Below are 12,093 nucleotides of genomic sequence, written 5' to 3'. Positions count from 1 at the left end.
CCGAAAGGACGCTTATGACCCCTACTGCTGCACTGCGCCGCTATGTCGCGCTGGCCCGCCCGACTTTCCTCTATGTGATGTATGCGATGATCCTCTGGGCAATTCCGCTTGGCTTGCTGGCCGCGGTGCGCCCCGCCGCCGCCCGCTCGATGACCGATGCGATGACGGCCTACTTCACTGGCCTGCCTCAGCCGCTCTATGCGCTCTTCGGCGCGGCCTACCTCGGCTACACGGCAGCGCGGCAGTATGGCAAAGCGCGGGGCACGGATCACTGAAAAGCACCCGCTTGGTTAGTTTCGGGTAATCTTTACCTGCTAAGACGATGCGCAACATGGACGCACACCGCCACAATCCTGCCCATCGGCCCGCAGTTCGCCGCCTTGCCCTCGTCAGCGCCACTGCGGTGCTGTCGGTCCTGCTCGGCGGCTGCGAAGACCGCGTGAGCGCGCTCGAAGAGCGCATGACCGCTGTCGAAGCGAAAGCCGAGGCGGCGGAAAAGAAGGCCAAGGCTGCCGAATCGCTTGCTGCAACCAACCAGCCGCCGGCGATCTCGCAGCCCGAACCGGTGGTGCAGACCAACGACAATCCGGACGGCGAAGACCCCAATGCGTCTATTGATGATGGCGGTGAGCCCGGAGCACCGCCGCCCATGGCGGACAACGGCAAGGGTTGAATTCGCGCGGGCTTGCGCAGGCAGGCCCACGCTCTATCAGGGCTGGAACAAGCGTTCTTGCCTCCGCGGAGCCCGCCATGCCCCAGACCGTGTTTGTCCTCAACGGCCCCAATCTCAACCTGCTCGGCACGCGCGAGCCGGAGATCTACGGCTCGGCCACGCTCGACGATATTGCCGGGATGCTGGAGGACCGAGCGCGCGAACTCGGGCTCGAGATCGATCTCAGGCAGTCGAACCACGAGGGTCATCTTATTGATTGGCTTCACGAAGCGCAGGCCACAGGTGCCAAGGCCGTGTTGCTCAATGCCGGCGCCTTCACGCACACCAGCATCGCGCTCCATGATGCGATCAAGGCGATCCGCACGCCGGTGATCGAGGTCCACCTTTCCAACCCGCACACGCGCGAGGCGTTCCGCCACAAGTCCTATGTCGGCATGGCCGCCAAGGCGACAATCGCGGGCTTCGGCCCTCTCAGCTACCTCCTCGCGCTCGAAGGCGCGCACAAGCTTTGAGACCTCGGCCCGAAGGGGCCAGATCGGGCTTTTCCACGCCGCGCTTGCGGGTTTTCCTTGCCACTGCGAAGCGCGGCGGGCATGGAACCCGCTTTGATTGGGCACACCCGCGAGGACAATAAAATGGGGCATGACCACGGCGACGAGAGCGCCCAAAACGCCGACAAGGCTATGGCCATCGACAGCGCACTCGTGCGCGAACTGGCCGAACTCCTTTCCGATACCGGCCTGACCGAGATCGAAGTTGAGGACGGCAAGCGCAAGATCCGCGTCGCGCGCACCGTGACCGCCGCGCCGGTGGCGACTTATGCACCAGCGCCGGTCGCCGCGCCGGCTCCGGCGCCCGCCGCCGCGCCTGCCGCTGCTGCTGAAGCTCCCGCCGCCGAAACGCACACCAATGCGCTGCGCTCGCCGATGGTCGGCACCGCCTATCTTACCCCCGAACCGGGCGCCGCGCCGTTCATTTCGGTGGGCTCCACGGTCAAGGCGGGTGACACGCTGCTCATCGTCGAGGCGATGAAGGTGATGAACCCGATCACCGCGCCCACCGGCGGCAAGATCACCGCGATCCTGGTCGAGAACGCGCAGCCGGTCGAATTCGACCAGCCGCTCGTCGTCATCGCCTGAGGACGCGCCTCCCATGGCCATTTCCCGACTGCTGATCGCCAACCGCGGCGAGATCGCGCTGCGCATCCACCGCGCCGCGCACGAAATGGGGATCGAGACGGTCGCGGTGCACTCCACCGCCGATGCCGACGCGATGCACGTGCGCCTGGCCGACCATGCCGTCTGCATTGGCCCGCCGGCCGCGAAGGACAGCTATCTCAACATGGCCGCGATCATCTCCGCGGCCGAGATCACCCATGCCGACGCGATCCATCCCGGCTACGGCTTCCTTTCGGAAAACGCCAAGTTCGCCGATATCGTCGAGGCGCACGACATCACGTGGATCGGGCCCAAGCCCGAGCATATCCGCACGATGGGCGACAAGATCGAAGCCAAGCGCACCGCCGGCGCGCTCGGCCTGCCGCTCGTGCCGGGCTCGGACGGCGCGGTCTCGGATATCAAGGAAGCCAAGGAAATCGCCGAGGCCGCCGGCTATCCGGTGATCATCAAGGCGGCTTCGGGCGGCGGCGGTCGCGGCATGAAGGTCTGCAACAGCCCCGACCAGCTCGAGACGCTGATGCAGCAGGCCGGCAGCGAGGCGAAGGCCGCGTTCGGCGATGCCACCGTCTATATCGAGAAGTACCTCGGCAATCCGCGCCACATCGAATTCCAGGTCTTCGGCGACGGCAACGGCAATGCCATCCATCTGGGTGAGCGCGACTGCTCGCTCCAGCGCCGCCACCAGAAGGTGCTCGAAGAAGCCCCCTCGCCCGTCATCTCGGCCGAAGAACGCAATCGCATGGGCGGCATCGTCGCCAAGGCCATGGCCGACATGGGCTATCGCGGCGCGGGCACGATCGAGTTCCTTTGGGAAAACGGCGAGTTCTACTTCATCGAGATGAACACCCGCCTGCAGGTGGAACATCCCGTCACCGAAGCGATCACCGGCGTCGACCTCGTGCGCGAACAGATCCGCATCGCCGACGGCAAGCCGCTTTCGGTCAAGCAGGAAGAGATCGAGTTCAAGGGCCACGCGATCGAGTGTCGCATCAACGCGGAAGACCCGTTCACCTTCGCCCCCTCGCCCGGCCTCGTCACCAGCTATCACGCGGCAGGCGGCATGCACGTGCGCGTCGATTCCGGGCTCTATGCGGGTTACAAGATCCCGCCTTACTACGACTCCATGATCGCCAAGCTCATCGTCTCGGGCCGCACCCGCGAAGGCTGCATCATGCGCCTGAAGCGCGCGCTGGAGGAAATGGTCATCGGCGGTGTCAAGACCTCGATTCCCTTGCACCAGAAGCTCCTGAGCGACCCCCACTTCCTCGATGGGGACTACTCGATCAAGTATCTGGAGCAGTGGCTTTCGGAGCAGGGGTGACAACCTAGGTCCTCCCCATTTTCACGAAGTGCAAATGGGGAGGTGGCAGCCCGCAGGGCTGACGGAGGGGTAATCAACGCCTGCAATAGCGCACAATCGCCTCCGCAACATCCTCCGGCGACCGCAACACTTCCGCCGCCGCTATCCGCACCACCTCGATCCCGAGCGCTCTCATCGCTTCATCGCGATCTTGGTCCCGCGCAGGCCGATCCCCCATATGATGCGCAATGCCATCAATCTCGAACGCCACCTTGGCCGCAGCGCAATAGAAATCCAGCACCCACTCACCAACCGGATGCTGCCGCCTGATCTTCACCTCATCCGGCTGAAGCCGCAAATGCCGCCACAGCAGCGTCTCCGGCAAACTCGGCTCTGCGCGCAGCTTGCGCGCCAAGGGTACGTTGCGCGGTTGTCTCGACCTCGGCAAGAAACCCCTCCGTCATTGGCTGCGCCAATGCCACCTCCCCGTTTGTGCTGCGCAAAACAGGGAGGACCTGAAGGAGAAACATCCGATATGGCAAGGTCCGCCCCATTTTTGCCGCAGGCACAAATGGGGAGGTGGCCCGCCGCAGGCGGGTCGGAGGGGGAAACCGCCAGCAAAAGCCGAGTCCGGCATCCCAGCAGGCCCCCTAGAAATCGCAAACTACCAAGGAGTACCCGCATTTACCGGACATGGCAGTCCAGGATTATCATAAAACTTTCTGTAGTCCTCGATGAGTTGTTTTGCCTTGGAGCTAGTTTCACCAGACGAATGCTTCGCCTTGTATTTCATCATAAAATTGTCCAAGGCAGCGAGGCACGCAGATGTTTCTTGCAGTCGTGCTTGAAGGATACGTATATTTTTTTCCTTTTCGGCAATACGCGCTTCAATCTGGCGAGTTTCTGCTTCTGTTCTGCGGCTTTTCTCTTTGAGTCGGCGAGTATCCTCCCTCATCAATTCAATGCCGCGCTCAAGATCAGCTTGAGTAACATGACCTGAAGATGGCGCCCCCTGATCGCTACCTGCATCAGCTGCTAGGCTTGGCGATGCTGAGGCATCCAATCGGCTAGCCCGTGCGGCAATATGACCAGGCGCCCCATAACCCTGCGTAAAGGCCGCAAGATCATCCAAGTTCTCTTGAGATAAGACCGGATCGGTTCCAATTGAGGCCAAATACACCAGACTTATCTGGGTCAAGATGTTCAGCACCGAAACCTCCAAGATCAGCATCAGGCAAGCACAAGACTGCTGCTAATGCATACGAAGGCCTCGGCGTTTCGGCTAGCCCCTAAACCCGCCCCTCGATCGCATCCCAGATCATCCCCGCCGTATCGGTCCCGTTGAACCGGTCGATCGCCACGATCCCCGTCGGCGAAGTCACGTTGATTTCGGTCAGCCACTTGCCGCCGATCACGTCGATGCCGACGAAGATCAGCCCCAGCCGCTTCAGCTCCGGCCCCAGCGCGGCGCAGATTTCCTGTTCTTCCGGGGTCAGCTCGGTCTTCTCGGCATAGCCGCCCACCGCAAGGTTGGAGCGGAACTCGCCCTCGCCGGGCTTGCGGTTGATCGCGCCCGCGACTTCGCCGTCCACCAGCACGATGCGCTTGTCGCCCTTGGCCACGTCGGGAAGGAAGGCCTGCACCATGTGCGGTTCGGGCCAGGTCTGGTTGAACACTTCGAGCAGCGCGCCGAGGTTCTCGCCCTCTTCCGAAACGCGGAAGATCGCCTTGCCGCCGTTGCCGTGGATCGGCTTCACCACAATCGCGCCGTGCCGCTTCTGGAACGCGCGCACCTCTTCCACTGACCGCGTGACCAGCGTCGGCGGCATGAAGCGCCGGTAATCGAGCACCATCACCTTCTCGGGCGCATTCCTCACGCTGCGCGGGTTGTTCACCACCAGCGTCTCGCCCTCGATCCGCTCGAGCAGGTGCGTCGCGGTGATGTAGCCCATGTGGAACGGCGGATCCTGGCGCATCAGCACGACATCCACATCGCGCCCCAGATCGAGCCGCCGCGCCTCGCCCGCCTGGTAGTGATCGCCCGCCACATGCTGCACCGTCACCGGCACACAGCGCGCGATCAGCCGGTCGTTCTCGTCGAGCGAAAGCGCGCCGACGTCGTAGTGATAGACCTCATGCCCCCGCGCCTGCGCCGCCAGCATCAGCGCGAAGGTGGAATCGCCGTTGATATTGATCGAATGCAGCGGGTCCATCTGGACGGCAACGCGAAGGGTCATGGGCTCGAAAATCCTCTGGACGCGACGAACTTACACTTACCCCGCTCACCCTGAGCTTGTCGAAGGGTGCTGGCTGGGCCGTCGCGGTTGATGCTTCGACAAGCTCAGCATGAGCGGTGTTTCTTTATCCAGACAGAACCGAAGGGCCAACCTAAGGCTGCCAGACGTTGGCCATGTGGCGCGGCCAGTGTCCCGGCGCAAGGAGGATCACATCGATCTGCACATCATCGCCCGGCTTGGCAAAGCGCGGCACCAAGGCTTCCGCCGCCCGCGCCACGCGCCGCAACCGCCTTGCATCGATAGCCTCATCCAGCGCTCTGGCAGTGGCGCGCCACTTTACCTCGACAAAGGCGACGGTGCGGCCCTTGCGCGCGACGATATCCACCTCGCCCGCCCCGATCCGCTGGCGTCTGGCGAGAATGCGCCAGCCCGTCAGCCAGAGGTACCACGCCGCAAGGCTCTCCCCGCGCCGCCCCTGCCGTTCGGCTTCCGCCCTGCTCACCCCTTCAATTCCATCAGCCGCGCATAGAGCGTCTTGCGATCAAGCCCGTGCTTCTTGGCAACCAGACCCGCCGCTTTCGACGCGGGCATCTCCGCCACCGCCGCGAGCAGTTCAGCATCGACATCCGCTTCGCCCGGCTTCTCCGGTGCGCCGGGAGGCCCCGCCAGCAGCACGATTTCACCCTTGGGCGGATGCGCGGTGTAGTATGCCGCCAGTTCCGCTGCGCTGCCCGTCCGGCACTCCTCGTGCAGCTTCGTCAGCTCGCGCGCCACCGCGATCTCGCGCCCCGGCATCAGGCGCATCATGGCCTCGAGCGAAGCCACCAGCCGCGGCCCGGTCTCGTAGAACACCAGCGTCGCCGGCACCGCCGCCAGCTCTGCCAGCACGTCCCCGCGCGCCTTGTCCTTGCTCGGCAGGAACCCGGCGAACAGGAACCGGTCGGTCGGCAGGCCCGCCAAAGTCAACGCCGCCAGCAGCGCGCTCGCGCCGGGGATCGTCGTCACCGCAATGCCGCGCGCCCGCGCCTCGCGCACCAGGCGGTAGCCGGGGTCCGAAATCAGCGGCGTGCCCGCATCGGAGACCAGCGCCACGGCCACGCGTGTCATCTCGCCCAGCAGCGCCTCGCGCGCCGCATCGCTCGCGTGATCATCGTAGCGGTGCAGCGGGCGCTTGATTCCAAGGTGGTGCAAGAGTTTGCCGGTCACCCGCGTATCCTCGCAGGCTATCACAGCGCAGCGTGAAAGTACGTCGATTGCCCGCCGCGTGACGTCACCGAGATTGCCAATCGGGGTCGCAACTATATAGAGACCGGGGTCAAGTAGGGGCGCATCCATAGGCGTACCCATGGACCGGCTACCAGGGAGCGGCAAGCCAATGATGTTCGGAAGCGGTGGGGCAGCACTCGGGCGCCTCCGGCATTTAGTGGTCTGCGCAGGGATCGCACTCCTCGCGGGTTGCGCTGTCATCCCCAAACCGACCGAGGCGCCGCCGCCGCCAAAGCCCGCTGAAGTGACGCCCGACGCCAACGTTCTGCCGACCGACGCGGACCGCCACCGCGTAGCGCTGCTCGTGCCGATGAGCGGGCCGAACGCTCCCGTCGGGCAGGCTATCGCCAATGCGACGACGATGGCGCTGCTAGATACCAATGCCGACAACGTGCGCATCACGACCTACGACACCGCGCTCGGCGCGGGCCTTGCCGCCAACAAGGCGATCCTCGATGGCAACCGCCTGATCCTCGGCCCGCTGCTGGCGGACGAAGTGGTCGCGGTCGCCAGCGTCGCGCGGCCCGCCAAGGTGCCGATGATCACCTATTCGAACGACGCCAACGTTGCGGACCGCGATGTCTTCGTGCTTGGCCAGGTCCCGTCGCAGGCGATCACCCGCGTCGTCGGCTACGCGCAGGAGAAGGGCATCAAGTCGATCGGCGCGATTATCCCGACCGGCGCCTACGGCCAGCGTGTGTCCACAGCGCTGATGGTCGCGGCCCGTTCACGCGGGATCACGGTGACCTCGGTCGAGAGCTATGACCGTTCGAACACCTCGGTCTCCAGCGCGGTCCGCCGCGTGCTGACGAAGGGCCCGGTCGGCGCGCTGCTGATCGGTGACAGCGGCCGCATCGCACTCATGGCCGCGCCGGCCGCCAATGGCACGAAGCTGCTCGGCACCGAGCTGTGGAACGGCGACGCCGCGATCGCCAAGAGCCCCGCGATGCGCGGCGCGTGGTTCGCCGCCGTTTCGGACAAGCGCTTCGGCCAGTTCGAGCAGTCTTACCGCACCCGCTTCGGCGCCGCGCCCTCGCGGCTGGCGACGCTCGGCTACGATTCCGTACTGCTCACGCTCAACGTCGCGCGGACGTGGAAGCCGGGCACGCTGTTCCCGACCGCGAAGCTCTACGCGCGCGACGGTTTCATCGGGCTAGACGGCGTGTTCCGCTTCGATCCCAACGGTGTCGCCGAACGCGCGATGGAAGTGCGCGAGGTGGGCGCAGGCACTTTCGTGACCGCAAGCCCGGCCCCGGCGAAGTTCAATCCCTGACCCCGCAAAACCGGGGATATTCCCGGATAAGCACCATCCCCCCATTGCTCCGGGAATCGGGCGTGTTCTATAGCCGTTCCCATGTCCGATGACCTGTTCGACAAGCTGCCGGGCCGAAGCCCCGAGGAAACCTACGACGGTTCCGCGATCGAGGTGTTGGAGGGGCTGGAGCCCGTCCGCCGCCGCCCGGGCATGTACATCGGCGGTATCGACGAACGCGCGCTGCACCACCTCGCCGCCGAAGTGCTCGACAACGCGATGGACGAGGCCGTTGCCGGCCATGCCAACCGCATCGAGGTCACGCTCGAGGAAGGCCCGGACGGCACCGCGGGCAAGATCACGATCACCGACAACGGCCGCGGCATGCCGGTGGATGAGCACCCGAAGTATCCGGGCAAGTCCGCGCTCGAAGTCATCCTCACCATGCTCCACTCGGGCGGCAAGTTCTCGGGCAAGGCTTACGCCACCTCGGGCGGCCTCCACGGCGTCGGCATCTCGGTGGTCAACGCGCTTTCGGTGCTGACCCGTATCGAAGTGGCGCGCAACAAGGAACTCTACGCGCAGGAATTCTCGCGCGGGCTTCCCACCACGAAGCTGGAACGCATCGGAGCGGCGCCCAACCGGCGCGGAACCAGCGTCACTTTCATCCCGGACGGCGAAATCTTCGGTGAGGACGCGCGCTTCAAGCCCGCGCGCCTGTTCCGGCTCGTCCGCTCGAAGGCCTACCTCTTTGCTGGCGTCGAAATCCGCTGGAAGTGCGCGCCCTCGCTCATCGCGGGGACGGACATTCCCACCGAGGCGGTGTTCCAGTTTCCCGGTGGCCTCGGCGATCACCTCGCCGAACAAGTCGCGGGCCGCGAATGCGTCACCTCCGTTCCATTCACCGGGCGGCAGGACTTCCCGGCCGGGCCGAACGGCGAGGAAATGGGCCGCGCCGAGTGGGCGATCGCCTGGCCGCTGTGGTCGGATGGTTCCTACAGCTGGTACTGCAACACCATCCCGACGCCCGATGGCGGCACCCACGAGGCGGGCCTGCGCGCCGCGCTCACCAAGGGCATCCGCGCGTTCGGCGAACTCGTCGGCCAGAAGAAGGCCAAAGACATCGCGCCCGAGGACATGCTGACAGGCAGCGAGATCATGCTTTCGGTGTTCATCCGCGATCCCCAGTTCCAGAGCCAGACCAAGGACCGCCTGACCAGCCCCGAAGCGGCGCGCCTCGTCGAAACCGCGATGCGCGATCACTTCGACCACTTCCTTTCGGACAATCTCGAGCGCGGCAAGGCACTCCTCGGCGCAGTCCTCGAGCGCATGGACGAGCGCCTGCGCCGCAAGGCAGAGCGCGAGGTCAAGCGCAAGACCGCCACCAACGCGCGCAAGCTGCGCCTCCCCGGCAAGCTCACCGATTGCAGCGGCGAGGGTGACGGCGAGACCGAGCTGTTCATCGTCGAAGGCGATTCCGCCGGCGGCAGCGCCAAGCACGCGCGCGACCGCAAGACACAGGCGATCCTCCCCATCCGCGGTAAGATCCTCAACGTCGCCAGCGCCAGCGCCGACAAGATCCGCGCCAACGCCGAAATCGCCGATCTCGCGCTCGCCTTGGGTTGCGGCCTGCGCAAGGACTGCAACCCCGATGCGCTGCGCTATGACCGGATCATCATCATGACCGACGCCGACGTCGACGGCGCGCATATCGCCACCTTGCTGATGACGTTCTTCTTCCAGGAAATGCCCGAAATCGTTCGGCGCGGGCACCTCTATCTCGCCCAGCCCCCGCTCTACCGCCTCACCAGCGGCGCCACTTCGGTCTACGCCAAGGACGACGCGCACCGCGCCGAGCTCGAAGCCACAAAATTCAAGGGCAAGAAAGTCGAAGTCGGCCGCTTCAAGGGCCTCGGCGAAATGAACCCGCAGCAGTTGCGCGAGACTACGATGAGCCCCGCCAGCCGCAGCCTCATCCGCATCACCCTGCCCCCCGAATACGAAGGCCGCGCCGCCGTCAAAGACCTCGTCGACCGCCTCATGGGCCGCGATCCCGCCCAGCGCTTCATGTTCATCCAGAACCGCGCGGGCGAACTCGATCCGGAACTGATCGACGCCTGAGCCGCGCCTTCCCTTCAGTCCATTTTAACCGCGCAGTCCGGGTTTCACCCTAGTCCCGGTCCAACGCCTTTACAGTCCGCACCGGATAAGAACCGTGCCGATATCCGCCCCGCAGTCCCGCGCGGCGGCAGAAACGGGCTCACTCGGCATGAATTATCTCAGGAACGCTCCGATCGGACGCAAGCTCGCGGTGATGTTCGCGGTGCTTTCGCTGGTCATCGTCGCTGCGATCGGCACCATGGTCTGGCGCATGGGCGCGATGCGCGCCGCTGAAGTAGAAGTCGCGGAGGATCACGTCCCCCAGGCGCTTGCGGCAGACAAGATCAACATCGCCATGGCCGAGTTCGAGAACGCGCTGCGGGCGCATCTGCTCGCAGCAGACGAGTACGAACGCTCCGACGCCGAGAAAGTCATCGCCGCGAACCAGAAGATCATCAGCACCCAGACAGCCGCGTTCGAGGCGACCGACCTCGACGACAAGGAAAAGGGCTATCTGAAGGCATTCAAGGCCGGCTGGCAGCAGATGAGCCAGGATACCACGCAGATCATCCAGCTCTCCAGCGAGGGCCGTACCGCCGAGGCACTGGCACGCCTCGCCACCTCGTCCGAACCGGTCGAGGCCACCGCCAAGTCGCTTGCCGATCTTGCCGAATACCAGAAGCACCACATCGAGGTGGCCGTCCAGCAGTCCCAAACGGGCTACATGCTTGCCCTGTGGACCGGAGTCCTCACCGCCCTGGCGCTGCTCGCCACGCTCGGCGGCATCTACCTGATGATGGTGCGCCTCGTCGCCCGCCCGGTCGGCCAGATCACCCACGCGATCCAGGACCTTGCCGATGGCCGCCTCGATGGCACGCTCGTCATCAGCGAGACGCAAGACGAGGTCGGCGCGCTGGGCCGGGCGATGCGCGGCCTGCAAGCGCAGCTCGCCCGCGCCGAGGCGAGCAAGGCCGAACAGGTCGAGCTCATCGTCAGCACGCTCGGCACTGCGCTGGCGAAGTTCAAGGAGGGCGATCTCGCCGCCCGTGTCACCGCCGCGCTGGAAGGGCCCTTCGCCCGCCTAAAGACCGACTTCAACGCGATGGCGAGCGAACTCGAGCAGGTCATCGGCTCGGTCGCAGGCACGGCCAGCAGCGTCCAGACCGGCTCGACCGAAATCCGCGCCGCGTCCGACGATCTTGCCAGCCGCACCGAGCAGCAGGCCGCCAGCCTCGAATCCGCCGCCAATGCCATGCGTGAAGTGACCGCCAAGGTCGAACAGAGCGCCAGCAATGCCGGTGCCGTGCGCGAGACGATCGTGCGCGCCACCAATCGGGCCAATGCGGGCGGCGAAGTCGTCAAGCGGGCCGTCGACGCGATGGATTCGATTGTCGACAGCTCGAAGCAGATCACCCAGATCATCGACCTCATCGACGGCATCGCCTTCCAGACCAACCTGCTTGCGCTCAATGCCGGGGTCGAGGCGGCCCGCGCCGGCGAGGCTGGCCGGGGCTTCGCGGTGGTCGCCAACGAAGTCCGCGCCCTCGCCCAGCGCTCGGCCGAAGCTGCGCGCGACATCAAGGGCCTGATCAGCGGCAGCGCGCAGCATGTCGAGATGGGCGTCCACCTTGTCGGCGAGACCGGCGAAGCGCTCGATGCGATCATCACCCAGGTCGCCGAGATCGGCGCGCTGGTCGAGGGCATCGCCACTGCCGCGGTCGATCAGGCGGCGAGCATTTCCAAGGTCAACGTGACCATGGGCGAGCTTGACCGCATGACCCAGCAGAACGCCGCGATGGTCGAGGAAAGCGCGGCTGCCTCGCGCAATCTCTCGGGTCAGGCGGCGAACCTCGCCAATCTCGTTTCGCGCTTCCGGGGCACCGGGATCGCCGCTTCGGCGAGCAGCTTCAACGCTCCGCTGGCCGCGCGGCCCGCACCTGCCCCCGCGCCGCTGGCCCCGCGTCCGCTTCCGGCAGCCGCGCCCGCCCCGGTCCACGGCAACCTCGCGCTCGAACTCGACGAGGACAACTGGTCGGAGTTCTGAGAACCCGCTTGGCCCTGCGTCTTGTGCGACGGCGCGGGGCCTT

Annotated in this window: 13 protein-coding genes; 8 read left to right on the top strand and 5 right to left on the bottom strand. The window is 65.5% G+C overall.

The annotated features are described in order from the left end of the window. Positions 1 to 14: 14 nt before the first annotated feature. The 5 genes from NDB2M1_RS09890 to accC all read left to right on the top strand — a co-directional run bounded on the left by NDB2M1_RS09890 (position 15) and on the right by accC (position 3,172). Entirely contained in the window at positions 15 to 275 is a 261-nt protein-coding gene (locus NDB2M1_RS09890) for a 3TM-type holin (RefSeq protein WP_072381879.1), read from the top strand. 56 nt (positions 276 to 331) lie between these two features. Further along, entirely contained in the window at positions 332 to 673 is a 342-nt protein-coding gene (locus tag NDB2M1_RS09885; RefSeq protein WP_143146710.1) for a hypothetical protein, read from the top strand. 77 nt (positions 674 to 750) lie between these two features. Then, positions 751 to 1,185 (top strand): type II 3-dehydroquinate dehydratase, encoded by a 435-nt coding sequence (gene aroQ, locus NDB2M1_RS09880; protein WP_054123464.1) that lies wholly within the window; start codon positions 751 to 753, stop codon positions 1,183 to 1,185. A 123-nt stretch (positions 1,186 to 1,308) separates the two neighbouring features. Next, complete coding sequence (accB, locus tag NDB2M1_RS09875) at positions 1,309 to 1,812, top strand: acetyl-CoA carboxylase biotin carboxyl carrier protein (RefSeq protein WP_072381874.1); 504 nt, start codon at positions 1,309 to 1,311, stop codon at positions 1,810 to 1,812. A 13-nt stretch (positions 1,813 to 1,825) separates the two neighbouring features. After that, complete coding sequence (accC, locus tag NDB2M1_RS09870; RefSeq protein ID WP_072381872.1) at positions 1,826 to 3,172, top strand: acetyl-CoA carboxylase biotin carboxylase subunit; 1,347 nt, start codon at positions 1,826 to 1,828, stop codon at positions 3,170 to 3,172. A 73-nt stretch (positions 3,173 to 3,245) separates the two neighbouring features. Here the strand turns inward: accC and NDB2M1_RS09865 are convergent, their stop codons facing one another. From NDB2M1_RS09865 to rsmI, 5 genes are all read right to left on the bottom strand, one after another. Further along, positions 3,246 to 3,566 (bottom strand): endonuclease domain-containing protein, encoded by a 321-nt coding sequence (locus NDB2M1_RS09865; protein ID WP_143146709.1) that lies wholly within the window; start codon positions 3,564 to 3,566, stop codon positions 3,246 to 3,248. 249 nt (positions 3,567 to 3,815) lie between these two features. After that, positions 3,816 to 4,382, bottom strand: a complete 567-nt coding sequence (locus NDB2M1_RS22015) for a hypothetical protein (RefSeq protein WP_143146708.1) — start codon at positions 4,380 to 4,382, stop codon at positions 3,816 to 3,818. Between the two features lie 58 nt (positions 4,383 to 4,440). Continuing rightward, positions 4,441 to 5,388 carry a glutathione synthase gene (gene gshB / locus NDB2M1_RS09855; RefSeq protein ID WP_072381865.1) on the bottom strand — a complete coding sequence of 316 codons (948 nt, stop codon included), beginning with the start codon at positions 5,386 to 5,388 and terminating at the stop codon, positions 4,441 to 4,443. A 151-nt stretch (positions 5,389 to 5,539) separates the two neighbouring features. Then, complete coding sequence (locus NDB2M1_RS09850; RefSeq protein WP_072381863.1) at positions 5,540 to 5,890, bottom strand: YraN family protein; 351 nt, start codon at positions 5,888 to 5,890, stop codon at positions 5,540 to 5,542. Further along, positions 5,887 to 6,723: a 16S rRNA (cytidine(1402)-2'-O)-methyltransferase gene (gene rsmI / locus NDB2M1_RS09845; protein WP_083554777.1), complete on the bottom strand. Its 837-nt coding sequence runs from the start codon at positions 6,721 to 6,723 to the stop codon at positions 5,887 to 5,889. Before rsmI ends, NDB2M1_RS09850 begins: the two co-directional genes overlap by 4 nt. A gap of 40 nt (positions 6,724 to 6,763) precedes the next feature. On the opposite strand from rsmI, the gene NDB2M1_RS09840 reads away from it, so the two are divergent. The 3 genes from NDB2M1_RS09840 (at position 6,764) to NDB2M1_RS09830 (ending at position 12,050) form a co-directional block, all read left to right on the top strand. Then, complete coding sequence (locus tag NDB2M1_RS09840) at positions 6,764 to 7,927, top strand: penicillin-binding protein activator (RefSeq protein WP_253185834.1); 1,164 nt, start codon at positions 6,764 to 6,766, stop codon at positions 7,925 to 7,927. A gap of 81 nt (positions 7,928 to 8,008) precedes the next feature. Beyond that, on the top strand, positions 8,009 to 10,027 hold the full coding sequence (locus NDB2M1_RS09835; protein ID WP_072381859.1) for a DNA topoisomerase IV subunit B: 2,019 nt from the start codon (positions 8,009 to 8,011) through the stop codon (positions 10,025 to 10,027). Between the two features lie 148 nt (positions 10,028 to 10,175). Continuing rightward, positions 10,176 to 12,050 (top strand): methyl-accepting chemotaxis protein, encoded by a 1,875-nt coding sequence (locus NDB2M1_RS09830; RefSeq protein WP_072381857.1) that lies wholly within the window; start codon positions 10,176 to 10,178, stop codon positions 12,048 to 12,050. Positions 12,051 to 12,093 lie beyond the last annotated feature (43 nt).

It is taken from the genome of Novosphingobium sp. NDB2Meth1 (assembly GCF_900117425.1).
Taxonomy (GTDB): Bacteria; Pseudomonadota; Alphaproteobacteria; order Sphingomonadales; family Sphingomonadaceae; genus Novosphingobium.
This window is presented reverse-complemented; position numbering and strand designations above follow the sequence as displayed.